Annotated in this window: 22 protein-coding genes; 13 read left to right on the top strand and 9 right to left on the bottom strand. The window is 57.5% G+C overall.

Going from position 1 to position 24,823, the window contains the following annotated elements:
* The first annotated feature begins 84 nt into the window (after positions 1-84).
* On the top strand, positions 85-2,172 hold the full coding sequence (locus ACR0B8_RS03630; RefSeq protein ID WP_170577484.1) for a dipeptide ABC transporter ATP-binding protein: 2,088 nt from the start codon (positions 85-87) through the stop codon (positions 2,170-2,172).
* 127 nt (positions 2,173-2,299) lie between these two features.
* Here the strand turns inward: ACR0B8_RS03630 and ACR0B8_RS03625 are convergent, their stop codons facing one another.
* On the bottom strand, positions 2,300-2,878 hold the full coding sequence (locus ACR0B8_RS03625) for a lytic transglycosylase domain-containing protein (RefSeq protein ID WP_170348470.1): 579 nt from the start codon (positions 2,876-2,878) through the stop codon (positions 2,300-2,302).
* Positions 2,879-3,084: 206 nt separating this feature from the next.
* Here ACR0B8_RS03625 and ssb point away from each other — a divergent pair, with 206 nt between their 5' ends.
* Positions 3,085-3,579 carry a single-stranded DNA-binding protein gene (ssb, locus tag ACR0B8_RS03620; RefSeq protein ID WP_226688548.1) on the top strand — a complete coding sequence of 165 codons (495 nt, stop codon included), beginning with the start codon at positions 3,085-3,087 and terminating at the stop codon, positions 3,577-3,579.
* Positions 3,580-3,597: 18 nt separating this feature from the next.
* Positions 3,598-4,668 (top strand): site-2 protease family protein, encoded by a 1,071-nt coding sequence (locus ACR0B8_RS03615; RefSeq protein WP_226688549.1) that lies wholly within the window; start codon positions 3,598-3,600, stop codon positions 4,666-4,668.
* Here the strand turns inward: ACR0B8_RS03615 and aroB are convergent, their stop codons facing one another.
* Positions 4,669-5,781, bottom strand: coding sequence for a 3-dehydroquinate synthase (gene aroB, locus ACR0B8_RS03610; protein ID WP_226688550.1), 1,113 nt, complete (start codon positions 5,779-5,781; stop codon positions 4,669-4,671). It lies immediately after the preceding gene.
* Complete coding sequence (locus ACR0B8_RS03605) at positions 5,781-6,368, bottom strand: shikimate kinase (RefSeq protein WP_170409554.1); 588 nt, start codon at positions 6,366-6,368, stop codon at positions 5,781-5,783. The genes aroB and ACR0B8_RS03605 overlap by 1 nt, the downstream gene beginning before the upstream one ends.
* A 79-nt stretch (positions 6,369-6,447) precedes the next feature.
* Between ACR0B8_RS03605 and ACR0B8_RS03600 the strand changes: the two genes are divergently transcribed.
* The 4 genes from ACR0B8_RS03600 (at position 6,448) to ACR0B8_RS03585 (ending at position 10,437) form a co-directional block, all read left to right on the top strand.
* The gene (locus ACR0B8_RS03600; RefSeq protein ID WP_170348465.1) at positions 6,448-6,597 is read left to right on the top strand and encodes a hypothetical protein; all 150 of its coding nucleotides are present in this window, start codon (positions 6,448-6,450) and stop codon (positions 6,595-6,597) included.
* Positions 6,587-8,110, top strand: a complete 1,524-nt coding sequence (locus ACR0B8_RS03595) for a hypothetical protein (protein ID WP_226688551.1) — start codon at positions 6,587-6,589, stop codon at positions 8,108-8,110. Before ACR0B8_RS03600 ends, ACR0B8_RS03595 begins: the two co-directional genes overlap by 11 nt.
* 2 nt (positions 8,111-8,112) lie before the next feature.
* On the top strand, positions 8,113-9,066 hold the full coding sequence (locus tag ACR0B8_RS03590; RefSeq protein ID WP_170358108.1) for a tyrosine recombinase: 954 nt from the start codon (positions 8,113-8,115) through the stop codon (positions 9,064-9,066).
* Positions 9,067-9,129: 63 nt separating this feature from the next.
* The gene (locus tag ACR0B8_RS03585) at positions 9,130-10,437 is read left to right on the top strand and encodes an HlyC/CorC family transporter (RefSeq protein WP_170358106.1); all 1,308 of its coding nucleotides are present in this window, start codon (positions 9,130-9,132) and stop codon (positions 10,435-10,437) included.
* A 55-nt stretch (positions 10,438-10,492) separates the two neighbouring features.
* Here ACR0B8_RS03585 and ACR0B8_RS03580 read toward each other — a convergent pair whose 3' ends face one another.
* Positions 10,493-12,061 carry an ABC transporter substrate-binding protein gene (locus ACR0B8_RS03580; RefSeq protein WP_480657723.1) on the bottom strand — a complete coding sequence of 523 codons (1,569 nt, stop codon included), beginning with the start codon at positions 12,059-12,061 and terminating at the stop codon, positions 10,493-10,495.
* A gap of 194 nt (positions 12,062-12,255) precedes the next feature.
* Between ACR0B8_RS03580 and ACR0B8_RS03575 the strand changes: the two genes are divergently transcribed.
* The 5 genes from ACR0B8_RS03575 (at position 12,256) to ACR0B8_RS03555 (ending at position 19,733) form a co-directional block, all read left to right on the top strand.
* A complete protein-coding gene (locus ACR0B8_RS03575) occupies positions 12,256-14,673 on the top strand; it encodes a GcvT family protein (RefSeq protein ID WP_480657725.1) in 2,418 nt (805 codons plus the stop codon).
* Positions 14,674-14,704: 31 nt separating this feature from the next.
* The gene (locus ACR0B8_RS03570) at positions 14,705-15,304 is read left to right on the top strand and encodes a nucleotidyltransferase family protein (RefSeq protein WP_226688553.1); all 600 of its coding nucleotides are present in this window, start codon (positions 14,705-14,707) and stop codon (positions 15,302-15,304) included.
* Positions 15,305-16,071: 767 nt separating this feature from the next.
* Complete coding sequence (locus ACR0B8_RS03565; RefSeq protein WP_170374973.1) at positions 16,072-17,508, top strand: DegQ family serine endoprotease; 1,437 nt, start codon at positions 16,072-16,074, stop codon at positions 17,506-17,508.
* A gap of 181 nt (positions 17,509-17,689) precedes the next feature.
* The gene (locus ACR0B8_RS03560; protein ID WP_480657727.1) at positions 17,690-18,370 is read left to right on the top strand and encodes a response regulator transcription factor; all 681 of its coding nucleotides are present in this window, start codon (positions 17,690-17,692) and stop codon (positions 18,368-18,370) included.
* Positions 18,363-19,733, top strand: a complete 1,371-nt coding sequence (locus ACR0B8_RS03555; protein ID WP_226688554.1) for a sensor histidine kinase — start codon at positions 18,363-18,365, stop codon at positions 19,731-19,733. Before ACR0B8_RS03560 ends, ACR0B8_RS03555 begins: the two co-directional genes overlap by 8 nt.
* On the opposite strand, the gene ACR0B8_RS03550 is transcribed toward ACR0B8_RS03555, so the two are convergent.
* The 3 genes from ACR0B8_RS03550 to ACR0B8_RS03540 are packed head-to-tail and all read right to left on the bottom strand — an operon-like array spanning position 19,730 to position 22,449.
* The gene (locus tag ACR0B8_RS03550) at positions 19,730-20,197 is read right to left on the bottom strand and encodes a CYTH domain-containing protein (protein WP_170358093.1); all 468 of its coding nucleotides are present in this window, start codon (positions 20,195-20,197) and stop codon (positions 19,730-19,732) included. The genes ACR0B8_RS03555 and ACR0B8_RS03550 overlap by 4 nt on opposite strands.
* Positions 20,194-20,949: a ParA family protein gene (locus ACR0B8_RS03545; protein ID WP_226688555.1), complete on the bottom strand. Its 756-nt coding sequence runs from the start codon at positions 20,947-20,949 to the stop codon at positions 20,194-20,196. The genes ACR0B8_RS03550 and ACR0B8_RS03545 overlap by 4 nt, the downstream gene beginning before the upstream one ends.
* A 3-nt stretch (positions 20,950-20,952) precedes the next feature.
* A complete protein-coding gene (locus ACR0B8_RS03540; protein WP_226688556.1) occupies positions 20,953-22,449 on the bottom strand; it encodes a CHAD domain-containing protein in 1,497 nt (498 codons plus the stop codon).
* Between the two features lie 244 nt (positions 22,450-22,693).
* Here ACR0B8_RS03540 and ACR0B8_RS03535 point away from each other — a divergent pair, with 244 nt between their 5' ends.
* On the top strand, positions 22,694-23,086 hold the full coding sequence (locus tag ACR0B8_RS03535) for a TfoX/Sxy family protein (RefSeq protein ID WP_170358087.1): 393 nt from the start codon (positions 22,694-22,696) through the stop codon (positions 23,084-23,086).
* A 7-nt stretch (positions 23,087-23,093) separates the two neighbouring features.
* Here the strand turns inward: ACR0B8_RS03535 and ndk are convergent, their stop codons facing one another.
* Both ndk and ACR0B8_RS03525 read right to left on the bottom strand, forming a co-directional pair.
* The gene (ndk, locus tag ACR0B8_RS03530) at positions 23,094-23,516 is read right to left on the bottom strand and encodes a nucleoside-diphosphate kinase (RefSeq protein WP_008757405.1); all 423 of its coding nucleotides are present in this window, start codon (positions 23,514-23,516) and stop codon (positions 23,094-23,096) included.
* Positions 23,517-23,618: 102 nt separating this feature from the next.
* Positions 23,619-24,821, bottom strand: a complete 1,203-nt coding sequence (locus tag ACR0B8_RS03525; RefSeq protein WP_170348451.1) for a multidrug effflux MFS transporter — start codon at positions 24,819-24,821, stop codon at positions 23,619-23,621.
* Positions 24,822-24,823 lie beyond the last annotated feature (2 nt).

The following is a 24,823-nucleotide window of genomic DNA, read 5'->3' as shown; positions in this document are numbered from 1 at the left end:
GGGGGCCCTGCCCCCGGACCCCAGAAGTATTTTCGAAAAGATGAAAATGGTCGCTTGATCGATTTCATCAGGGAGTAGGAAACGATGAACAAACTGGCGGAATATGACGGCCCGATCCTCGAGATCGACAAGCTGTCGATTTCCTTCTTTACCCGTCTGCGGGAAATTCCGGCCGTGATGGATTTCTCGGTCAGTGTGCAACCGGGTGAAGCTGTAGGATTGGTTGGTGAGTCAGGCTGCGGCAAATCCACAGTGGCACTGGGTGTCATGCAGGACTTGGGCAAAAACGGTCGGATCGTCGGCGGCACCATCAAGTTCAAGGGGCGTGATCTGTCCGAGATGACCTCGGACGAGTTGCGCGACATTCGTGGCAATGAAATCGCGATGATCTATCAGGAGCCGATGGCCTCGCTGAACCCGGCGATGAAGATCGGCAAACAGTTGATGGAAGTACCCATGATCCACGAAGGCGTCGGCGCGGAAGAGGCCTATGCGCGCGCGCTTGAGGTAGTCACCGATGTACGCCTGCCCGACCCCGAGCGTATGCTGAATTCCTTCCCCCATCAGTTGTCGGGTGGTCAACAGCAGCGGATCGTCATCGCCATGGCGTTGATGTCAAAGCCAGCGCTGCTGATCCTGGACGAACCAACCACCGCGTTGGATGTGACGGTTGAGGCCGCCGTGGTAGAGTTGGTCAAGGATCTAGGAAAGAAATACGGCACCTCGATGCTTTTCATCTCGCACAACCTGGGTCTAGTGCTTGAGACCTGTGACCGGCTGTGCGTGATGTATTCGGGTGAAGCGGTCGAGCGTGGCTCGATTCATGATGTGTTTGACGAGATGCAGCATCCTTACACGCAGGCGCTGTTCCGCTCGATCCCCTTGCCGGGCGCTGACAAGAACGCACGCCCGCTGGTGGCCATTCCGGGGAACTTCCCTCTGCCGCATGAACGCCCGTCGGGCTGTAACTTTGGTCCGCGCTGCGACTATTTTGAGGAAGGCCGTTGCGACACGCAAAACATTCTGATGGAGCCGGTGCCGGGCAATGATCGGCACCACACGCGCTGTCTGAAGTTCCAGGAAATCGATTGGAACGCACCGATCACCATGGCTGAACAGAAGGAAAAGGGCGAAATCGGGCGCACAATTCTGAAGATGGACAATCTCAAGAAATACTATGAGGTGGCCGCGAATGCCCTGTTCGGGGGTGGAGAGACCAAGGTTGTAAAAGCCAATGAAACGTTGAGCTTCGAGGCCCACGAGTCCGAGACACTGGCCATTGTGGGTGAATCCGGTTGCGGCAAATCCACCTTCGCCAAGGTGTTGATGGGGCTGGAAACGGCCACCGACGGTCAGATCCTGCTGGACAACCGCAATATCGAAGCTGTCCCGATTGAGGAGCGCGACACCAAGACCGTGGGCGAGGTTCAGATGGTGTTCCAGAACCCGTTCGATACGCTGAACCCATCGATGACTGTGGGCCGTCAGATCATTCGCGCGTTGGAAATTTTCGGCGTCGGTAATTCCGAGGCTGAACGTAAGCAACGTATGCTGGAACTGCTGGACCTGGTGAAGCTACCCCGCGCCTTTGCGGATCGAATGCCGCGCCAGTTGTCGGGCGGACAGAAGCAACGTGTCGGTATCGCCCGCGCCTTTGCAGGGGACGCCCGCATTGTGGTGGCGGATGAGCCCGTCTCGGCCCTGGATGTGTCCGTTCAGGCGGCGGTGACTGATCTGCTGATGGAGATTCAGCGCGAGCACAAGACCACGCTGCTGTTCATCAGCCACGACCTGTCCATTGTGCGTTACCTCAGCGACCGGGTGATGGTGATGTATCTGGGTCATGTGGTCGAACTGGGCACCACCGATCAGGTCTTTGCGCCGCCCTACCACCCCTATACCGAAGCCCTGCTGAGCGCTGTTCCCATTGCGGATACGTCGATCGAGAAGCAGCACATCGTGCTTGAGGGCGATATTCCGTCAGCTATGAATCCACCGCCGGGTTGCCCGTTCCAGACCCGGTGCCGTTGGAAATCCGAAGTTCCGGGCGGGTTGTGTGAACGCGACGTACCGCCAGTGAAAACTCTGGCCGATGGTCATCAGGTGAAATGTCATCTGGCCGAAGATATTCTGGCCCGTATGGAGCCGGTCATCAAAATCGCCGCGGAATAGGCTTCAAAATTGGTGCAAAGGGCGTCGGTTTCTGATCGGCGCCCTTTGGCATTACTTGAACAAATTTTCCCATAAGCATTTTAGCTAAATGTACCTGGTCAAAAGAGACCTAAGCATCGAATTTAGCTCACCCGCCCCAGATAACCTTCACGTAGTTCTGGGTTTCCTTGTAAGGTGGTACGCCGCCATGTTTCTCAACCGCCTGAGGTCCGGCATTGTAGGCCGCCAGCGCCAGACGCCAGGATTTGAACTTGCGGTATTGCCAGGATAGATACCGCGCGCCACCTTCCAGGTTCTGCTGTGGATCATGCGGATTCACACCCAAAAGCTGCGCCGTACCGGGCATCAGCTGTGCCAGTCCCAAAGCGCCTTTGTGTGATACTGCACGTGGATTCCAACCGCTTTCTTGTTGAACCAAGCGCAGGAAAAGCTCTTCCGGGACGTTATGTTTGCGTGCCGCCTGACGCGCCAGTGTCATATACTGACCGCGATACTTCCCGGTATAGCGTTTGTTAAACTTCGGTTGAGCAGTCTTGGGTTTAAGCCGTTCGGAATCCCGATACTGGGTTGCGGCGCGCGTGTCCAAAATCTTGGATTGTTTAAGGAAAATGTCCTTCCGGCTTTTGGTCGACAACGTTTGTGCGGCCACCGGAACCGAGACCAGAGCAACACATAAACCAACAAAACAACCAACCAGAAAACGCATTAAAGCCAATCTCGCTTAGTCAGGAACCTTATGGAGTATAGATATCTCAGTTTATAATGAAAGCATGGTTAACCGAACCTGAGTAATTTCTTGCTCAGTGTTGCATGCAGTAACTGTGTTTCAACCTAGACGCAGGCCGTATAGGGTCGCTGGGAAACACTGCGCCAGATTCGGCGCGCATACGTCAATTCAGAACGGGGAAATACATGGCGGGTTCAGTCAACAAGGTCATTCTGGTCGGAAATCTTGGCCGCGATCCCGAGGTCCGAACATTCCAGAACGGTGGCAAGGTTTGCAATCTGCGCATCGCCACATCCGAGACCTGGAAAGACCGCAACACAGGTGAGCGTCGCGAACGTACCGAGTGGCACTCCGTCGCGATCTTCAACGAGGGGCTTGTCCGCGTGGCCGAGCAATACCTGCGCAAAGGGTCCAAGGTTTATCTTGAAGGCCAACTGCAGACCCGCAAATGGCAGGATCAATCCGGACAGGATCGGTATTCGACCGAGGTTGTTCTACAGGGCTTTGGCTCTACCCTTGTGATGTTGGATGGCCGCGGTGAAGGCGGCGGCGGTGGCGGCCAGTCGGGCGGTTACGGCGGCGGTCAGGCCGGGGGTGGATACGGCGATCCCTATGGCGGCCAATCCAGTGCCCCTGCCCCGGCATCTGGTGGAATCGACGATGACGAGATTCCGTTCTAAGCGTAGCGGAGGCAAATCATGACATGGTCCTTCTCACTCGGCCGGTTTCTGGGGTCCGAGTTGAGGGTCCATGTCACCTTTTTCCTGCTGCTGGCTTGGGTCGGTTTCGCCGCCTATTCCCGCGGCGGGCTGCCAGCCGCCATCGAAAACCTGATCTTTGTGCTGGCTTTGTTTGCCTGCGTCGTCGCGCATGAATTCGGCCATGCGCTGATGGCACGGCGATACGGCATCAAAACCCCAGACATAACCTTGCTGCCAATTGGCGGTTTGGCGCGGTTGGAACGGATGCCCGAAAAGCCGATGCAAGAGGTTTGGGTGGCCCTTGCCGGTCCGGCGGTGAATATCGTCATCTGGATCATTCTGGTCGCGCTGGGGGCTGGTATGCCACTTGAGACAATGGCGCAGATCGACACCACTGTTCCGGGTCTGTTGAACCGTCTGGCATATGTGAATTTGCTGCTGGCCGCCTTCAATATGATACCAGCTTTCCCAATGGACGGCGGGCGGGTGTTCCGCGCCTTGTTATGTCTCAAAATGGATCGGGTGAAGGCAACAAGGATCGCGGCAATCGCAGGACAGATCGTGGCTGTCGCCTTTGGCTTTTGGGGGCTGAGTACCGGCAACGCCATTCTGGTCCTGATTGCGGTTTTCGTTTTTGTCGCCGCCAATTCCGAAAGTCAGGACGTGGCCATGCGTTCGGTCGCGCGGCGGGTTCTGGCGCGTGATGCGATGATCACTGAATTCCACGCTCTGTCCCCGTCCGATACGCTGGCGACGGCAGCGCAGGCCGTCATCCACACCACTCAGCACGAATTTCCCGTTTTGGATGGTGACGGCGCATTGCTTGGCTTTGTCACCCGCGGTCGTCTTTTTGCAGCCCTAGCCGGGGAAACTCCGCGGTCCGACCCCGCCACGTCGGTCATGGAAACCAATATCCCAAGGGTGCAACTGACCAGCGGGCTTGAGATGGTTCTGGAAACGCTCCACAAGGGCGCACCGGCTATCGCCGTCTGCACGCAGACTGGTAAAATGGTCGGCTATATCACCCGGGAAAACATTGGTGAGTTGATGGTGATCCGGGGGCGCTGATCAGGCCGTCGCCAGGGCGTCTTCCAGCACGGATATTACCGTCTCACGCGGGACGTCCGATGTCACGAAAGCTTCACCGATCCCACGTGCCAGGATGAACCGCAATTGACCGTCGATGACCTTTTTGTCCTGCGCCATCAGATCGACCAAGGCTTCGGCCCCAGGCAGGTCGCCGGGGATGTCATTCAGATCGGTTTTCATGCCCATAGCGCGCAAATGTGCCCGCACGCGGCTGGGGTCTTCCTGTGAACACAGACCCAGGCGCGCCGACAGTTCGAACGCCAGCGCGCAGCCAATGGCGACGCCCTCGCCATGCAGCAGACGGTCGGAATAACCAGTGGCAGCCTCAAGCGCGTGACAGAAGGTATGGCCAAGGTTCAACAGCGCGCGGTCGCCCTGCTCGGTCTCATCCCGCGCCACGATATCGGCCTTCATCTGCACCGAACGGGTTACGGCCTGCACCCGTGCGGCCATGTCGCCACCAGAAACGGCCATTCCGTTGGTTTCCAGCCACTCAAAGAACGCTGCGTCTCCCAGCAGGCCGTATTTCACCACCTCGCCATAGCCTGAAAGGAAATCGCGCTGGGTCATCGACCACAACACCGAAGTATCCGCCAGCACCAGCGACGGCTGATGGAATGCCCCGATCAAATTTTTGCCCTGCGGCGCGTTGATCCCGGTTTTGCCCCCCACCGAACTGTCGACCTGCGCCAGCAGCGAGGTCGGGATTTGCACAAACCGTACTCCGCGTCGCAAAGCCGCAGCAGCGAACCCCACCAAATCGCCAATCACACCGCCACCAAAGGCAACGACGATATCGCGGCGTTCAATTTTCTCAGCCAGCAACCACTCTACAGTGCGTTCGAAATGCGGCCAGCTTTTGGTCGCCTCACCAGCGGGCAAAGTCAGCGATGTCATCTCGATCCCGGCTTGGGCTAAACCGTCACGCAAAGCGTCCAGATGCTGCGCGCCCACGTTCTCGTCCGTCACAACCGCCACTTTGGGCCGGTGCAACAACGGTGCGATCCGTGTACCGGCCTGAGCCAGCAATTCCGGGCCGATTTCTACATCATACGAGCGCTCGCCCAGCTCTACATGTACGGTTTGATGCATTACTTCCGTTCCAAAACATCGGGGCGTGTTGCCAGCGCATCCACCACCCGGTTCACCATATTCTCGATCGAGGTCTCGCCGTCGGACTCGGCGATCAAATCCGCCTTCGCATAAACCGGGACACGCTGTTCATACAAGCCGCGCAAAGTCGCATAAGGATCAGAGGTACGCAGCAAGGGGCGCGTGTCTTTGTGTTTGACGCGATTCCACAAAACTTCGAGATCGGCCCGCAGCCAGACCGAGACCCCGCGTTCCGTGATCATTGTGCGGTTCTGGTCCGCCAGAAACGCGCCGCCACCGGTCGATAGGATGCCTTTTTCCTCATCCAGCAAACGCCCGATAACCTGAGATTCCTTAGCGCGGAAAAACGGTTCTCCGTCACGTTCGAAAATCTCGGGGATGGTCATATTGGCTGCCGATTCGATCTCGGCGTCGCTGTCGAGAAAGGGAACGCCCAGCCGCGCGGCGAGCGCACGGCCCACCGCCGTCTTTCCCGCCCCCATCATGCCTACAAGTACAACCGTTTTGTGCAGTGCAAAGCCCGCATCTGTGTCCGAGCTGTGGGTGTTATGCTTAATTTCGCTCATTTCACTGTGAATGACGTGATCTTAGGAAAAATGCTAGCTATAACTATGACAAAAGAGAAAATTGGGGCAGCGTTGAGCAATGGGCCGTCTAATCAAGTTCCTGTTATATCTGATTTGCCTGGGTTTTATCGGGCTGGTGGCATATGCCTATCTTGGGCCGTTTTTCGGTGCGGATTTCTCGGCGCCGCAAGACGAGATACGAGAGCCGGTAATCCTGAATGTCGAATAAGGCCGCAGTGCTCGCACTGTGTTTGGCCGGTTCGGCGCAAGCGCAGCAGGAACCTCTTTCTGTCATTGATTGGTTGAGCAACCCGCCAGAAAACCTGCCGGGAACCGTTTTGCTGGAACCGCCCGTGACACAGACCGGTGTGCGGCCGGATGTCGAAGTCACACCGCTTGAGGCGCTGTCGCAACCGCTGGGGTTGGTGTCGTCCTCTGTAACGGGCCTGCCTGTGAGCCTATGGCAGAACAGTGATCCCGACCGGTTGGCGCAGCTGATCGCTCGGGTTCCTGTTAAGTACAACCCAGCAATGCAGCGGCTGTTATTCACTCTGCTATTGTCCGAAGCGCGGGCCCCTGCCGGGCCGAGTGCGGAGGAAACCCTCTTGTTAGCTCGCCTCGACCGCTTGATGCAGTTGGGTGCCGCCGATCCGACGCAATCGCTGGTGCAACTGGCCGGACCCACCGACAGCCGCGCGCGGTTTCAGCGCTGGTTTGATGCAACGCTACTGACCGGGGATGAGGATCGCAGCTGCACAGCGCTCATCGCGCAACCGCACCTATCGCTGGATTATGCAGCCCAGATTTTTTGCAAGGCGCGCCGAGGCGATTGGAACTCTGCCGCGCTAACGCTTGAGGCGGCCCATGCGCTGCAAGTCCTGCCCCCCGAGGATCTGGATGTGCTGGACCGCTTCCTGAGCCCCGAGCTGTTTGAGGATGCCGATTACCTTCCCCAGCCCGACAATCCCGATCCGCTGACTTTTCGATTGTTTGAAGCGATTGGCGAACGTTTGCCCTCGGCCCCTCTGCCGCGGGCTTTTGCCAACGCCGACCTGCGCGATGTGGCGGGCTGGAAAGCCCAGATCGAAGCGGCCGAACGCCTGACGCGGATTGGTGCGCTGACCCCTAACCAGCTATTGGGCTTGTATACCGAGCGTGCCCCGGCGGCGTCAGGTGCGGTCTGGGACCGGGTGTCAGCCATTCAGAAATTCGAAAACGCGCTGGAAACCGGTAAACTCGAAGCCATCGCCATGGCATTGCCCCTTGTGTGGGTCCAGATGCGCAGTGTCGGGCTTGAGGTTCCCTTCGCCGATTTATTTGCTGGTCGCCTGTCACAAGTCTCTCTGCCGGATGACAAAGCCGAAAACCTGCGGTGGCGTATCCTGCTGCTGTCCGATCTCTATGAAACCGCAGCCGAGTCTCCGCCGGACAAATCAGAAGATGCGCTTTTTCTAACCGCTTTGGCGCAAGGTGATCCGGGGCGTGCGCGCAGCCCTTCACCTTTGGCCGATGCGGTGGCTCAAGGCTTTGCCTGGGCGGCGCCGATCCCATCGGACATTCAGGCGATGCTGAACAACAACCAGCTGGGCGAAGCTATTCTTGAAACGATGGAAATGTTTGCTCATGGCGCCAGGGGCAATCTGGTCGATCTGACGGCTGCCATTGCGACCCTACGCCAGGTGGGCCTTGAGGATACGGCGCGGCGTGCGGCCCTGAACCTTTTGATCCTGCAGGGCACATGATCATGGCGTCCCCGGCAACTTCTGAGCTTTGGATTTCCTCCTTCCTGCAAGCGCAGGCGGCCGAGCTTGGGGCAGCCAACAATACCCTGTTGGCCTATGGCCGCGACCTAAAGGATTTCGCCGCCTGGCTGCAGCGCCGCAAAACCAACTTTGCCGAGGCAGAGCGGGATCAGATCGAGGCATATCTGATCGACTGCGACACCCAAGGTCTGGCGCAGTCCACCCGGGCCCGACGATTGTCAGCGATCAAACAAATCTACCGTTTCGCGTTCGAGGAAGGCTGGCGCGACGCCAACCCCGCCATTCAGATCAAAGGGCCCGGACGCCAAAAACGCCTGCCCAAAACGCTGGACGTGCCCGAGGTGGACCGGCTGCTGCAAGCCGCCCGCCAGACCGGGCGCACTAAGGCAGACCGGGTGCGGAATACCTGCCTGATGGAAGTTCTCTATGCCACCGGTATGCGGGTGACCGAACTGGTCTCATTACCTGTGTCGTCAGCCCGCGGCGATCCGCGCATGTTGCTGGTGCTGGGCAAAGGCGGAAAAGAGCGGATGGTACCCCTATCTCCGCCTGCACGTGACGCACTGGCGGTCTGGCTAAAGGTGCGGGATGAAGCCGAGGATCAAGTGGTTGCCGATGGCGGCCAGCGATCCAAGTTCCTGTTCCCCTCACGCGGCAAATCCGGGCATCTAACTCGGCATATGTTCTTTCTGCTGGTCAAGGAATTGGCCGTTCAGGGCGGCGTGTCACCGGAAAAAGTCACGCCGCACACGCTGCGCCACGCATTTGCGACGCATCTACTGGCCAACGGTGCCGATTTGCGGTCGATCCAGACCCTGCTGGGGCACGCGGATGTGGCGACCACCGAGATTTACACTCATGTTCTCGACGAACGTCTGGCCGAGCTGGTGTTAGAGCATCACCCACTGGCGAAAGACCCCGACAACAAGGGCTAACCCCTTGATCCGCAGGGGGCGCACCCCCATAACGGATGCAGCAACACCAACAACCAAGGACCAATGGAACCCTCTTCTTCTCTGATCGACGGCGCATTCTGGTTTACCACAGGCGCCATTCTGCTTTTGCTCGTCCTGTCGGGCTTTTTCTCGGGTTCTGAAACGGCATTGACCGCATCTTCACGCGGCAAGTTGCGGGCGCAGGCCGACAAAGGCTCACGCGGGGCGCAAAAGGCGCTGGACATCACCGATGACAATGAACGGCTGATCGGCTCGGTCCTGCTGGGCAATAACCTTGTGAATATCCTTGCCGCCTCGCTGGCCACGGCCTTGTTCACTCGGTTGTTTGGCGAAAGCGGCGTGGCGCTGGCAACGCTTGTCATGACTTTGCTGGTACTGGTTTTCGCCGAAGTTCTACCCAAGACCTATGCCATTACCAACGCGGAAAAAGCGGCAGCATTGGTCGCGCCGATCATCAGTATTGTGGTGACGGTTTTCTCACCCATGGTCGCAGCCGTACGCCTGCTGGTGCGCGGTGTCTTGCGTTTGTTCGGTGTTCGGATCGACCCGGACAGCAACATTCTTGCCGTACGCGAAGAAATCGCGGGCGCGCTGCAGCTAGGCCATTCCGAAGGTGTGGTAGAAAAAGAAGACCGCGACCGCATCCTTGGCGCGCTGGATCTGGGTGATCGGACGGTGGAAGAGATCATGCTTCACCGCTCGAACATCGAGATGATCGATGCCGACGACGCGCCCGAGGCCATTCTGCAACAATGTCTGAAAAGCCCGCACACCCGTCTGCCCGTTTTCCGGGATGAGCCGGAGAACATTGTGGGAGTCGTTCACGCTAAGGACCTGTTTCGCGCCATGTATGCCCATGCAGGTGCCAGTGAAAGTGACACCAACCGGCTAAAAGAATTCGATATCTCCAAAGTGGCAAACGACCCGTACTTTGTGCCGGAAACCACGACGCTGGACGACCAAATGCGGGAATTCCTGCGGATGCACAGCCATTTTGCACTGGTGGTCGACGAATACGGATCATTGCGCGGTTTGATCACGCTGGAAGATATCCTGGAAGAAATCGTGGGGGAAATCGCCGACGAGTTCGATATCGAAGAAGACGTTCCGGTAACCCGCACCGAAGACGGGCAGTTTCTGGTCGAAGGCGCAATGACAATCCGCGACGCGAACCGCGCGATGGACTGGTCATTGCCGGATGATGAGGCCAACACAGTCGCCGGGCTTGTCATACATGAGGCACAGATGATCCCGGTGGTAGGTCAGGTCTTCTCATTCCACGGGTTTCGGTTCGAAGTCACCGCGAAGGACGGCAACCGGGTGACCGAGTTGAAAATCCGACCGCTATAACTCGGCTAAAGAAAAAACCGGCGCCCACCATCGGGCGCCGGTTTCATTTCCGGGGTTACGCGAACCAGGTACGGCTGGCGACATAGCCATCCATCAGGTCACCGTTCGCATGTGCGGACCAACCCGTCACCTTGTCCGAATATCCGTCGATGAACTGATTGAACATCGGGTTGATCAGACCGCCCTCTTCCCAGACGATGCGCGCCATCTGGGCGTAGATGTCTTTGCGCTTGGTTGCGTCCAGCTCAGCACGGGCTTTCAATACCAGCGCGTCGAACTCTTCGTTCTTAAAGTTGGTGTCGTTCCAGTCTGCGGTCGACAGATAGCCAACCGACCACATCTGATCCTGCACCGGACGCCCACCCCAGTAGGATGCACAGAACGGTTTGTTGTTCCAGACTTCCGACCAATAGCCGTCCGCCGGCTCACGCTGAATCTCAAGCGGGATACCAGCCGCTTGTGCCGACAGCTGGAACAATTGCGCCGCGTCAAGTGCACCGGCAAACGCGGCGTCAGACACATGCAGAACGATGGGCGAGCCGTCATGACCCGACGCTTTGTAATGCTCAGCTGCCTTGGCCAGATCGAACTGGCGCTGCTCCATCGACGCATCGAACAGCGGATAGGCTTCGTTGATCGGAATATCGTTCCCGACCGAGCCAAAACCACGCAGAACCTTGTCGACCAGCTCCTCGCGATTGATGGCGTATTTCAACGCCAGACGCAGGTCTTTGTTGTCAAACGGCGCGGTGTCGGTGTGCATGACAAAGATGTAATGCCCCCGGCCCGAGGTCGCGTTGATGGTGACACCCGGCGCGCGGCCAAACAGCTTGGCGGTACGCGGTGGCACCACGTTAATGGCGTGTACCTGACCGGCCTGCAATGCTGCCGAACGTGCAGTGTCATCGTTCAGAACAAGGATTTCGTGGCTGTCATAATGGCCAACGCTTTCATCCCAGTGGTTGGCGAACTTCTCGAACGCATAGCGCACTCCAGGTTCATCTGCGGTCACCTTGTAAGCACCGGTCGAAACCCCATCGCCGGGGTTATCGATCCCGCCACCCGGCTGCATGACCAGATGATAATCCGACATCAGATACGGCAGGTCTGCGTTGGGTGTGGTCAGCGTGATCACCACATAGTCACCGTCGACCCGCACATCCTCGATCCCGCGCATGATGCCCAAAGCACCCGACTGCGAATCTTCGTTCGAGTGGCGCGCCAGGGTCTGCTGTACATCTTCAGGCGTCAGTGTCTTGCCATTGTGGAATTCGACGCCTTTGCGGATCAGGAAAGTCCAGACCTTACCGTCCTCATTCGCTTCCCAGCTTTCCGCCAGGCTGGGTGCGATCCCACCATCAGTAGTCACCACGGTCAGGGTGTTTCCATAGGCCCGCAACGCCTTGGCCGTCACATGCGACGCCGACAGCGCCGGGTCCAGCGAGTTGGTGCTTTCACCACCCGTCAGCCCCAAAACGAAATGGCCCCCTTTTTGGGGCGTCTCGGCCAGACCGGCCTCGGCCCAGATCAGGTTCGCAGCAGTGGCTGTCAGGCCAAGTGCCGCGGCTTTGGCCATGAATTCTCGGCGGCTCAGCGCTTGGGGTTGGGGATCAAACTTGCTCATCTTATGTCCTTGTAGAGTAGTTACACAGGTTCCTTCCCGGACGCCTGGTAGATCGATTCCGTAACAGAACCGCGACACCCTTTAGCGGATGTTTTCCGCAGATGCGATTTGCTGCGGCGACACGTTTTGTCGCATTCGGAATTGCATCCTGATCCCCACTGATCAGACTGACAAAAACACTGACGGAGGCCTTCATGAAACTTGAAACCCGCGTAGCAGTTATTGGCGGTGGCGTCGTCGGTTGTTCCGTGCTGTACCACCTGACCAAACTGGGGTGGTCCGACGTCATGCTGCTGGAACGCTCAGAACTCACCAGCGGCTCAACCTGGCACGCGGCGGGCGGGTTCCACACGTTGAACGGTGACACCAACATGGCCGCGCTGCAGGGGTACACAATCCGCCTGTATAAAGAGCTGGAAGAGATCACCGGTATGTCTTGCGGTTTGCACCACGTAGGAGGCGTGACTTTAGCCGACAACCAGGACCGGTTCGACATGTTACTGGCCGAGCGCGCCAAGCATCGGTTCATGGGATTGGAGACCGAGATCGTCGGGCCGGACGAGATCAAGATGATCGCGCCCATCACCAATACAGACGGCATCATCGGTGCGCTGTATGATCCGCTGGACGGGCATCTGGACCCATCGGGCACCACTCATGCTTATGCCAAGGCAGCTCGGATGGGTGGGGCCACAATCGAAACGCATTGCATGGTGCGCGAGACCAACCAGCGCCCCGATGGCACCTGGGATGTGGTCACCGACAAGGGCACCATTCACGCCGAACATGTAGTCAACGCCGGTGGCCTCTGGGCGCGCGAGGTTGGCGCGATGGCCGGTGTCTACTTCCCGCTGCACCCAATGGAACATCAGTATCTGGTGACAGATTCGATTCAGCAGATCGAAGCGATCATCGACGCTGGCGGAGAACACCCGCATGTCATGGATCCAGCCGGGGAAAGTTATCTGCGGCAAGAAGGGCGCGGGCTGTGCATCGGGTTCTATGAACAGCCCTGCAAGCCGTGGGCCGTCGACGGCACACCGTGGGAGTTCGGGCATGAACTGCTGCCAGACGATTATGACAAGATCACCGATAGTATCGAATTCGCCTATCGTCGCTTTCCTGTTCTGGCCGAAGCCGGGGTGAAATCGGTGATCCACGGACCGTTTACCTTTGCACCGGACGGGAACCCTCTGGTCGGGCCGGTACCGGGGATGCGCAACTACTGGTCAGCCTGCGGCGTGATGGCCGGATTCAGCCAAGGTGGCGGAGTTGGCCTGACGCTGGCGCAATGGATGATCGAGGGCGAACCGGAACGTGATGTCTTTGCGATGGACGTCGCCCGGTTCGGAGATTGGATCAGCCCCGGGTACACCCGCCCGAAAGTGATCGAAAATTATCAGAAACGCTTCAGCGTCGCCTACCCGAATGAGGAACTGCCCGCCGCGCGCCCGAACCGAACAACCCCGATGTACGATATTTTCAGCGATCTGGGCGCTGTCTGGGGTCAGCAATACGGATTGGAAGTCCCGAACTATTTCGCCCAAGGGGACGAGCCGGGCTATGAAACTCCCTCATTCCGTCGCTCGGACGCGTTTGACGCGACGGGGCGCGAAGTGCGCGCCGTTCGCAACAGTGTCGGCATCAACGAGGTCCACAATTTCGGCAAGTACCGCATTACCGGCCCTACGGCCCGCGCGTGGCTGGATCGGATTATGGCCGGGCGCATTCCACAACCTGGCCGAGTGTCTCTGACCCCGATGCTATCACCCAGGGGAAAACTGATCGGGGACTTTACCGTTTCGTGCCTGGCTGAAGGCGAATTTCAACTGACTGCGTCATACGGCAGTCAGGCGTTCCACATGCGCTGGTTCCTGACACATCAGCAGGACGGCGTACAAATAGATAACATCAGCGACCGGTTGAACGGGTTTCAGATCGCAGGTCCAAAAGCAAAGCAAGTCCTGGACGCCTGCACCCGCGACAGTGTTTCGGACCTCAGCTTTCTAGACGTGCGGCGTATGACCGTTGGCATGACCGACTGTATCGTGCAGCGGGTCAGCTATACCGGCGATCTGGGGTACGAGATTTATTGCGATCCGATGGCACAAAGACAGCTCTGGTGGGTTCTATGGCAGGCTGGGCAACCGCACGGGATGGTGCCGTTTGGAATGCGTGCGATGATGAGCCTGCGTCTGGACAAGTTCTTTGGCTCATGGATGAGGGAATTCTCACCTGACTATACCGCCGCGGAAACAGGTCTGGATCGGTTCATATCATTCTCGAAAAACGCCGATTTCATCGGCCGAACTGCCGCCGAGCAAGACCGATCGCAGGGCCCGGCGCGCAAATTGGTGGCATTTGAGGTGGACGCCGACGACGCCGATGTGAATGCATATGAACCGATCTGGTTGGACGGTATGGTTGTTGGCTTCTGCACGTCTGGCGGATACTCGCACCATGCCCAAAAGTCGGTTGCTATGGGGTTCTTGCCCGTGGACCGGGTGACTGACGGATTGCAGGTTGAAATCGAAATCCTTGGTCAACTGTGTAAGGCTAGGGTGATCTCGGAACCACTATTTGACGCAGATGGCGCGCGCATGCGGGGATGACTCTGCCCTGTTGCGGCGGCATGGTGGCGGTATGACACAAATACCCATAATTCTATTGGCCGCTGGGCAATCCAGCCGCATGGGCGGCCAGGACAAGCTGTTGCAGATCATCGACGGCCAACCCTTGCTACGTCGCGCGGCATTGATTGCCGGGCTAGCGGCACCAGTCATCGTTGCATTGCCCTCCGCCCCGCATCTCCGATACCAAGCCCTTGATGGATTGGATCTGCATCAGGTCGAAATTCCGGATGCCCAAGAAGGTATGAATGCCAGCCTGCGCGGCGCACTTGCGCACGTGTCTCCCGAAGCGAGCGGCGCAATGATCTTGCTGGCAGATTTGCCGGACATCACAACCGAAGATTTGCTTGCAGTGCTATCCACGGTCCAGGCCCACCCGGACAACCTGATATGGCGCGGCGCCACAGAGGACGGCAAACCAGGTCATCCGGTCATCTTTGATCGCAGCCTGTTTGATCAGCTCAGCCGTCTGACAGGAGACGAAGGTGCGCAATCCGTGGTGCGCGCGCATGCGGACAAGGTGCATCTGCACGCCCTGCCCGCCCAACACGCATTGCTGGATTTGGACACGCCCGCGGATTGGGCGGCATGGCGCGCAAAGCGGACCATCTAAAATCGACAGGTCTGAAAGTAAATCGGCCCGGTCGATAACGACCGGGCCGGTACCCAAAACAGGACTACCACTTTTCATCAATCCCGGAAACGCGGCCAATAATGTCTGTCGACACTCTGGCTATTCCGCCGCCGAACCTAAACAAGACCCCCTCGTTAACATGCCGCTCAGCGTTTCCAGTGACTGTGACAAGCCTTGGGCACCCCCTAGTGCCTTTGGCTCCCCCTCGCTTGGGCACATTCATCGTCACCCATCCGTTGGATTCAAACAACGTAAAATTGGAAAGAACGGTTAATTTTGCCGATATCAGGATGGTTTTTCCGCAACATTTATTAAAGGCGATTCAACCTTAAGATGAGTGACATTTTTGCTCGAAACACCACATTTCACCATTAAGCATAAACCTAATGTGCTATCTGGTCTAAATGTTATAAATTGTTTTCGATAACCGCATTAACACTTGAAGGTCGACACAACCAAGACGGTATCACCTGAAAATCGGAGTTTGCGACGGCTGACTTGTTAACGATTTTGATTCAATTCAACCTTTTTCGCGCTTTGGCGTCCAAACCGGCAACAATCCACCGATTCGCGCTCAGTGATTCGCACAAATCCTCCGACTCCAATCCTCGTACGTCGCGATAGAACCGCTAATTTGTGGCAAAATTAAGATATCTTAACAATTCGCTCAGGAAACACACAGAGTGAAGGCGCATCTCCTGTTTCAACGCGCGGCCGCACCCGCGTGATATAAACAGGAGATAAAAATGAGCATCCGCAAATCCTCACTTCTTTTGCCCGGGACAGCCAGTTGGGTTGGCGCTGGCGCACTGAGCGCCGCATTGCTGGCGACCACCGCCCTGCCCTCGATGGCCGACGAAGCACTGGCCGATCTTGTTGAAAATGTATCGCCCTCGGTCGTCACCATCATCGCCGAACAAGGTGCCACACCGGTTCCCACGCAGGGACAGGAGTTTGACTTTGACCAACACCCGTTCGGAGAATTTTTCAAACGCTTCGGCGCGCCCGAAGGGTTTAACGCCCCGCAGCGTGGACCGGCACAAGGTCTGGGTTCGGGTTTCGTTTTGGATGAAGCGGGTTACATCGTTACCAATCACCATGTCGTAGACAATGCCGAGTCCGTAACGGTTCGCATGTCGGACGACCGTACGTTTGACGCCGAGGTTATTGGCACCGACCCGCTGACCGACATCGCAGTTCTGAAGATCGACACAGATGAAACCCTGCAGGCGGTTGAACTGGGTGACAGCGACGGCATCCGCGTGGGCGAAGACGTCGTAGCCATCGGCAACCCGTTCGGGCTGCATTCAACCGTGACGACCGGTATCGTATCGGCCAAAGGGCGCAACATCTCGCAAGGACCATATGCTGAGTTCATTCAGACCGACGCAGCCATCAACAAAGGCAACTCGGGTGGCCCGCTGTTCAACATGGAAGGTGAAGTCGTCGGCGTAAACTCGGCGATCTACTCGCCCACCGGTGGCTCAGTGGGTCTGGGGTTTGCGGTGACATCGAACATTGTGGAACACATCGCGGCCGACCTGCGCGATGACGGCCAGGTCAGCCGGGGTTGGCTGGGTGTGTCGATCCAGAATGTCAGCCCCGAGCTTGCGGCAGCCATGGGCATCGATAGCTCAACCGGCGCGCTGGTTGCGGACGTTGTTGCCGACAGCCCGGCCGAGGGCGTTCTGCAACAGGGTGATGTCATTCTGACCTTCAACGATGAAGTGGTCGATTCCAGCAGCGATCTTCCGGTCCTTGTCGGCACCACCAAAGTGGGCACTGACAGCGTTCTGACCGTTCTGCGCGATGGCAAGGAACAACAGATCGAGTTGACCGTCGGCCAGCATCAAAGCGCATCGGCCCAGATTGATAAGTCAGTGGACGAAACCGTCTCTGGCACTGCTTTGGGTGTAACTATTGCACCGCTGACCGACACCAACCGCGCCGAGATGGGTGTGGCTGAAAATGTCGATGGTGTGATCGTCACTGACCTGAAACCCGATAGCCCGGCAGCCAAAGCCGGTCTGCAACGGGGCGATGTGATCGTGAAACTGGGCGGCCAGGAAACCGCAACACCGGACGCGTTGAAGGCCGCTCTGGACAGCGAAAAAACCGACCCCGCGCTTGTTCTTATCAATCGCGGTGGAAACCAGATCTTTGTAGCGGTGGAAATCGCCTGATCTGACACCAGCGCGCGCCACGTGATGGGGAAATCTGGCGGGCGCCTCCTCGGTGGTTTGAATTGTCCGCAAACCGCCGGGACTGCCGGGTGCGATACACCGCACCCGGCAGATTGATTAGCCAACCCATGTGCTTTGCCCAAAAATTGTGTTTAAATCCCGGTAGAAAGGAACTCGCATCATGAGCCGTCGCTTGCTGATCGTGGAAGATGATGAAGATACCCGAGAGTTCATCGCCAAGGGATTTGGCGAAGAAGGTTATGTCATCGAGCAGGCCGAGGACGGCCGGGAAGGTCTTTACCATGCCACCGACGGCGGGTTTGACGCGGTTGTTCTGGACCGCATGTTGCCGGGTTTGGATGGCCTGTCGCTGATCAAATCGATGCGTGCGGCGGGCGTTAAAACGCCGGTTCTGATGCTGACCGCCATGAGCGCCGTTGATGAACGTGTCAAAGGGCTGCGTGCCGGAGCGGATGACTATCTGGTCAAACCGTTCTCGTTCCAGGAATTGCACGCCCGGATCGAGGCCCTTCTGCGCCGACCGCAAGAGGCCGAGGAAAGCCCGACCCTGACTTGCCGCGACCTTGAGATGGACCTGCTGACCCGCAAGGTTACCCGCAACGGGCGCGAGATCACCCTCACCCCGCGTGAGTTTCAGATCCTCGAATTTTTCCTGCGCCGGAAGAACCGCGTGGTATCGCGCACCATGCTGCTTGAGGGGGTTTGGGACTATCACTTCGACCCCAATACCAATGTGGTCGATGTCCATATCTCGAAACTGCGGCGTCAACTGGACGAAGGCGGCGAGCCGCCGTTGATTGAAACCGTCCGGGGCGCCGGTTACATGATATCTGATGGATAACCTGCGACTTTCCTTTAACAATTCACGCACACGCCTCGTACTGGCCAGCATGGTCCTCAGTACCTTGCTGACCGCGACCGTGCTGGCGTTGGTCTATGTAACGGCGAACCGCAGCATCGAAAGCGAGACACGCTCGGTCGTGTCGGCAGAGCTGACCGGATTGGCAGATGAATACGAACGCCGAGGCCTGATCGGGTTGATGCGGGCGATAGAGCGGCGTCTTCCAACCGCCGCAGACCGCGATGCGTTATATCTTCTGACCGATCGCTTTGGCGTCAATCTGGCTGGCAACCTTAAACAATGGCCCGAGAATATCGCAGCCGGAAGCGGCTGGGTCGATCTGGAACTGCGCCGGGCCGAAAATGATGAATTGGTGCCCGTCTCGGCCGCCTCGGTTCGCCTGCCCGGCGGTGAACGCCTGCTGGTAGGACGCGACGCACTGGCGCGGCAGCAATTCGACCGGGTTCTGCTGCGGTCGGTCGGCATCGCGCTGGCAATTGCCCTGGCGCTGAGTGTACTCACCGGTTGGCTATTCACCCGCCTGGTCTTTTCTCGCTTGTCCGATATCGCCAACACGGCAGAGAACATCGTATCGGGCGACCTAACCCGGCGCATGCCCCTGCGCGGCACTGGGGACGAATTCGATCAGGTATCCGGGACGCTCAACACCATGCTGGACCGGATTGAGGAACTGGTTAGCAATCTACGTACAACGTCAAACTCAATCGCCCACGATCTGCGCTCGCCCCTGTCGCGGTTGAAGCAACGAGTTGAAACGCTGTCTGACCCTTCGAAAACGGATCAAGAGCGCGAGATTGATATCGCGCGGGCCAGTGTGGAAATCGACCATGTGTTGCGAGTATTGGGGCAACTGACCGAAATCTCACGCGCCGAAGCTGGTGTTGGTCGGGAACAATTCGAACCGGTCGATCTGCAGCAACTGGTGGCGGATGTAGTGGAGCTTTACGATCCCGTGGCAGTCGATCAGGGTATCCAGCTTGAGGTCACGGGCACAGCAGCGCCAATACCGGGGCATCGCCCGCTGTTGTCCCAGGCCCTTTCGAACCTGCTGGAAAACGCGATGCGCTATGCGCCGCAGGACACCACTGTCACGATCCACCTGTCCGAAGATGGTGTCTATTCAAATCTGAGCGTTCGCGATCGTGGTCCCGGCGTTCCGCAAGAAGACCTGCCGCGCCTGCAAATGCCGTTTGTCACACTGGACCCGGCCCGAACCGAGCGGAATGCCGGTCTGGGCCTGGCCCTTGTCGCTGCGATTTCCCACATGCATGGCGGCGCGTTTGAAGCCAGCAATTGCAATCCGGGGCTTGAAGCGAAAATCAAATTGGCGCGCAAACCCTAAGTGGGCACGCCGTTGATTGCCATTGTCTTGTTTTTATAGCGTTTATCAGCGGTAACATCCTCTCCGAACCAATCCGGCGGAGTGTAGGCCATAGCCTCGGCTTCGGTCTCAAATTCCACCTCGACCAATTTCAGAGGGGCCAGATCGCCCTGAAACACGTCCAACTCGAACGTGCGCCCGTCGGACAACTGGCCTGTGAAACGTTCCTTTTCCACCCGGCGCCCATCAGTTTCCGGCCAGAACGTTTCGAATTGCTCGGCCGTAATTTCAGCCTCACGCTCGACCCGCACCATCGAGCCGCCACCTTTGAGGGTTAGGAAGAACCGGTCATTCTTTTGACGCAGCCGCAGTTCGGTGGAATCGTCGGGCGCTGTCAAATATCCCTGCCGCACGACAGCTTTCTCTGCGCCGCTGAGGCCCGGCAGGTCTGCGACCAAAAACTTGCGTTCAATTTCCATGCTCATTTGCCTAAAATCACTCCGTTTTCCAATTCATTGAACAACGATTGATAGGCGGCGCTGGCGTCACTGCGTCCAGCAAAGATACTGACCGGGGCGCGGTTTTGGCCCATACGTTCGATATCGGCGGCAAAAGGTATTTCGGTTTGCAGGAACCGCTTTTTGTAATGTTTACGCATCTTCTCCATCGTTTCCAGGTGCAAGGTTTTGCGCCGCTCCACCATCGAAAAGAACGCTCTAATCTTCTTCTTGGGCAGCTTTTGCTGGTCAAAGAAGGCCACCAACTGCGCAAGCGTTCGCTCGGACAAAGTGGTCGGAATAACCGGCACCACGATCTGATCCGCCGCTTTAAAAACGTTCTCGGAGAGGGTCGAAAAGTTCGGGGGGCAATCCAGAATGATCACGTCGTAGTCACTGCCGGCAGCGGCCAGAGCCTTTTTCAACCGGGATCGCTTGTTTCGCATACGCGATAGGAACACGTCAAAGTCGCGGAAGGTCAGGTTCGCTGGCAACACGTCCAGCCCTTCGAAATCACTGGCCTTGATAGATTTGGTGAACCGGGAAACATCCTCGAAAAACCGCGCGTCGGTCAACTTTTTTGAAGGTTTTACCCGAAAATAGAACCCCGCCGCACCCTGCGGATCAAGGTCGCACAACAACACGGTGTACCCTGCTTGCGCATAGGCATAGGCCAGGTTTACCGAGGTTGCGGTTTTACCCACACCGCCCTTGTTGCTGTAGCAGGCAATGATCTGCACCAGTCAATCCTCCTTTTGGCGAAACAGGGCTCGGAACAGGTTCTGAATCTCGGGGCTATCGAAATGCCGAAAATTGGCAATCACGTGGTCGCGTTCAGCTTTTTGGCGCTGATCGAGTACGGCGATCAACCCTCCGACGGCCATGGCAAGCGGCGTACTTGTCCGATTCCGGACATCACTTTGAGTGGAAACAAAGTTAAGCAGCGCCTCTTGTTGTACCGAATAGTCATTGAACAAACCCAAATTATCTTGCATTTTTTTCAATGGCTTAATGAGCATTTTGAAATCACGCTTGTCGAACAAAGGCGCAAAGAACTCCATCAGATAGCGCAGCTTCTTGCAATCTATACGCAGCTCATGCACCACCTCGTCTGGAGTTTTCGGGGTAATCCCACGGGCAAGCTTGCATACTTTTCGGTAGCGTTTCCAGATCAACGAACGGGCATAGTCATAAGCTTTGCGCTCGGCGTTGGGTCCGGGTTCCAACCGTTTAGTATCAGCAAAAAGTGCTAGAAGTTGCTTCATCTGTCTGCCATAGGCGGCACTACGCAAACGCCGACTCAGCACAGCGAGTTCGCGGTTGCGCTCTTGTTCAAACTTCACGAACATCGCCTCGATACCGGGATGAAGGTTGGACGGAATCAGATTGAAGTAAATGTCTTTTTCCAGAAGGTAGACATCCAAATCTCGCACCCGCCCGGTAGACGCCATCAGGTCCGAGAATTCGCGTTTTAGTGCGCTTGTCTGCTCTGGCGAAAACACGCCTTTGAACAGGCTCAGCACGGACCGCACGCGCCTGAGCGAGACGCGATAATCATGCAAAAATTCCGTGTCTATATCCGCGACAATTCCCGCCTCGTTCTTGCGCGCGACCTCCAGATAGGTGCGGATGATATCCACCGCCACTTCGATCGAGGGTTCCTGTTTGCCCAACTCGATATCGGGTTTGGCATTGTAGGCAGGGAAATCTGCAAAAAGGCCTTGCATGACCACCTCTGCACCTGACGCGCCAGCCGCCAATTCCTCTAGCGCCGAACAGACCTTTTGAAAGGCGCGTTTATACCCGCGCAGGGGTTGAACGGTCAGGATCGTCACCTGCCCGTGGTGTGTGCCCAAAGTCAGGGCGCGGCCGCGAACTTGTGTTTTTTGCAGATCGTCCAATACGGCAAAAGTGCTGCCTTTGATGGTGCCAGAGCCGATACACATAAGCGCGCGCAACTTTGGGAAATCTTTCAACGCCGCGCGGACAGGTCCATCCGGCAAGTCCTGTACGAACATGCCTGTGCCGCCGCCATCCTGAATCAAAAAGTCCCTGTCGTTCAGCAGCTGCAACGAGCCGCCTGTTTCGATCAATAACCGGCCTTTGGCCCGTAGCGACTGATCATGGCTGTCTAGCAGGTCAAAGGAGCGGGCAGCGGAAAGCGGTTCAAACGCGATCGTCAACCCATTAACTAATCCTGAGAATTCGTCCTGATCGAACTTGCCTGAATGGACGAACACCCTGCGTTTCCGCCCCATCACCCGCGCCTCGTTTTCAAGGCATCAAGGCTTCGTAGTGCCGTGCCATCGAACTGCCAGCGCGGGTTCTTGCCGTGTCTCTTAGCGGTCTCCCGGTTCTTGAACATCGGCACCCTCATGACAGCATGGTGCCATGAAATCGCATACTATTCCGTCTGGCAAGCTTGATGTCTTACTGACCGTGCGTCAGGTCGACAGCCCCTAAACACCCCGCTAAAAGTAGCGCATGTCCGACCCTATCTCCTCAATCCGCAACCTCGGCCCGGCTTACGAACAAGCCTGCGCCCGTGCAGGTATTCATTCGGCACGGGAATTGCGCGAATTAGGTCCCGATAAAGCCTATTCCCGGCTTTTGCAGACAGGAACCAAGCCGCATTTCATCGGCTATTACGTGCTGGTCATGGGGTTGCAGGGCCGCCCGTGGAACGATTGCAAGGGCGATGAGAAAAAGGCCCTGCGGCAGCGGTTCGATGCCATTAAGGCCAGCGTCACCGCGATGCCTGAAACCCAGATGATCTCGGATCTGGATGCAATCGGTGTGCGGGTGTCTGCCGACGACCTCAAGCCGAAAAAAAAGAGCCGCACCCGTAAACGGGAGCGGCTCAAGAATCCGATCTGACGGCGGCTTAGCCGACCAGTTCGATGCCCGAGAAGAAGTAAGCGATTTCAACCGCTGCAGTTTCCGGAGCGTCCGAACCGTGGACCGAGTTTTCACCAACCGATTCAGCAAACTCGGCGCGGATGGTGCCGGGGGCTGCGTCTGCAGGGTTGGTTGCGCCCATGACTTCGCGGTTCTTTGCAATGGCGCCTTCGCCTTCCAGAACCTGAACAACAACCGGAGCCGACGACATGAATTCGCACAGTTCGTCATAGAACGGACGCTCGGCATGCACGTCATAGAACTTGCCAGCCTGAGCTTTGGTCATGTGGATGCGCTTTTGCGCAACGATGCGCAGGCCGGCTTCTTCGAACTTGGCGTTGATCTTGCCAGTCAGGTTGCGGCGGGTTGCATCAGGTTTGATGATCGAGAATGTGCGTTCCAGTGCCATGTCGGCCTCTCCTTAACATAAGGCGCAGGGTCGCGCCGAAATCCATCGCGCGCCGCGTAGCACGGTCTGTCTGATATGAAAAGGACTATGATGCGCAGCGGCTCAGATCGTCTCGGGCAGTGGGTCCTGACGGTCAACCCAGCGCACATAAACCACGGCCAACAGTCCGGCAGAGCTGCAGGCCCACATCATACCCAAAACCAGAAACGGCCCGTTGTCGGGGCTGACCCATAACCCGGTCAGCGAGGTCAGTACCGCCCCAAGCGCCACGATCATCGCACCTGACAAGCCAGCGGCGCTGCCTGCCAGTTTGGGCCGGACAGACATCAGACCGGCCGAGGCATTGGCGTTGGTCAATCCGTTGCCAAAGCCAACAAAAATGGCAGACCCGAAAAACACCCAGACCGAGCCCAGATCCGCAAGAAACAGCAGAAGACCCAAAAGTGGCCCAGTCGACGCGACGATGCGTCCGATCAGGATCATGGTTGTCAGTGGTGTTCTGGCGGCGATCCGACCCGTGATGAAATTCCCCACCATGAAGCCACCGGTGATGATGCCGATCCCCAATCCCAACATCGCGGGGCTTAGATCGAACCATGCCGCCGCCACCAATGGAGCTCCGGTGATGAAACTGTAGAACCCACCGATCGAAAAGGACGCACACAAGGCATAACCCCAGAACCGGCGAGCACGAAAAAGGTGGGGGTATTCACGCAACTGCGCCGCGAAGGTTGAAGAACGGTTGGTATTGGTCTCACCCATATCGACCCACAACAACAGCAGCATCCCCGCTCCCAGCGCCGAGTACAGAACAAAGCCTGCCCGCCAGCCGAACAGGCCGTCCAGCGCACCGCCTAGCATTGGCCCAAGCATCGGGGCCAGCGCCATCGCCATGGCCACATAGCCCAGTTTGCTGGCGGCCTCGTTCGGCGGGTACATGTCCCGGATTGCGGCGCTCGACAGCACAGGCCCGGCAACCACAGCCGCCTGCAACAGACGAAAGCCCAGAAAGGCCCAGATTGATTCAGCCAAAACGCAACCAACCGAGGCCACAACAAAGACCGACATACAGATCAGCAAAACGGGCCTGCGACCAAATCGGTCGGACAGCGGCCCCATGATCAGTTGCAATACTGCAGACACCGCCAGATATCCGGCCACCGACAGGTTCACCAATGCATAGTCGACCTGAAAATCCCCGGCCATTCGGGCCAGCGACGGCAGGAACATATTCAACGTCAACACGGAAATCGCCGTGGCGAACACCAAAGTGACCAGAGAGGGAGGCGAAGAAGCCGCGCGCATGT

This window comes from Ruegeria sp. BH6 (genome assembly GCF_056538105.1).
Note: the sequence above shows the minus strand (reverse complement) of the source record. Positions and strands in the feature narration are given on the sequence as shown.

Bases quoted from the DNA above. Each gene is read 5' to 3' on its own strand.
- ACR0B8_RS03550 (WP_170358093.1), bottom strand. From the start codon at position 20,197: ATGAGCATGGAAATTGAACGCAAGTTTTTGGTCGCAGACCTGCCGGGC.
- ssb (WP_226688548.1), top strand. From the start codon at position 3,085: ATGGCGGGTTCAGTCAACAAGGTCATTCTGGTCGGAAATCTTGGCCGC.
- ACR0B8_RS03625 (WP_170348470.1), bottom strand. From the start codon at position 2,878: ATGCGTTTTCTGGTTGGTTGTTTTGTTGGTTTATGTGTTGCTCTGGTC.
- ACR0B8_RS03555 (WP_226688554.1), top strand. From the start codon at position 18,363: ATGGATAACCTGCGACTTTCCTTTAACAATTCACGCACACGCCTCGTA.
- ACR0B8_RS03630 (WP_170577484.1), top strand. From the start codon at position 85: ATGAACAAACTGGCGGAATATGACGGCCCGATCCTCGAGATCGACAAG.
- ACR0B8_RS03585 (WP_170358106.1), top strand. From the start codon at position 9,130: ATGGAACCCTCTTCTTCTCTGATCGACGGCGCATTCTGGTTTACCACA.
- aroB (WP_226688550.1), bottom strand. From the start codon at position 5,781: ATGCATCAAACCGTACATGTAGAGCTGGGCGAGCGCTCGTATGATGTA.
- ACR0B8_RS03615 (WP_226688549.1), top strand. From the start codon at position 3,598: ATGACATGGTCCTTCTCACTCGGCCGGTTTCTGGGGTCCGAGTTGAGG.
- ACR0B8_RS03535 (WP_170358087.1), top strand. From the start codon at position 22,694: ATGTCCGACCCTATCTCCTCAATCCGCAACCTCGGCCCGGCTTACGAA.
- ACR0B8_RS03525 (WP_170348451.1), bottom strand. From the start codon at position 24,821: ATGCGCGCGGCTTCTTCGCCTCCCTCTCTGGTCACTTTGGTGTTCGCC.
- ACR0B8_RS03570 (WP_226688553.1), top strand. From the start codon at position 14,705: ATGACACAAATACCCATAATTCTATTGGCCGCTGGGCAATCCAGCCGC.
- ACR0B8_RS03575 (WP_480657725.1), top strand. From the start codon at position 12,256: ATGAAACTTGAAACCCGCGTAGCAGTTATTGGCGGTGGCGTCGTCGGT.
- ACR0B8_RS03595 (WP_226688551.1), top strand. From the start codon at position 6,587: ATGTCGAATAAGGCCGCAGTGCTCGCACTGTGTTTGGCCGGTTCGGCG.
- ACR0B8_RS03565 (WP_170374973.1), top strand. From the start codon at position 16,072: ATGAGCATCCGCAAATCCTCACTTCTTTTGCCCGGGACAGCCAGTTGG.
- ndk (WP_008757405.1), bottom strand. From the start codon at position 23,516: ATGGCACTGGAACGCACATTCTCGATCATCAAACCTGATGCAACCCGC.
- ACR0B8_RS03590 (WP_170358108.1), top strand. From the start codon at position 8,113: ATGGCGTCCCCGGCAACTTCTGAGCTTTGGATTTCCTCCTTCCTGCAA.
- ACR0B8_RS03560 (WP_480657727.1), top strand. From the start codon at position 17,690: ATGAGCCGTCGCTTGCTGATCGTGGAAGATGATGAAGATACCCGAGAG.
- ACR0B8_RS03580 (WP_480657723.1), bottom strand. From the start codon at position 12,061: ATGAGCAAGTTTGATCCCCAACCCCAAGCGCTGAGCCGCCGAGAATTC.
- ACR0B8_RS03600 (WP_170348465.1), top strand. From the start codon at position 6,448: ATGGGCCGTCTAATCAAGTTCCTGTTATATCTGATTTGCCTGGGTTTT.
- ACR0B8_RS03605 (WP_170409554.1), bottom strand. From the start codon at position 6,368: ATGAGCGAAATTAAGCATAACACCCACAGCTCGGACACAGATGCGGGC.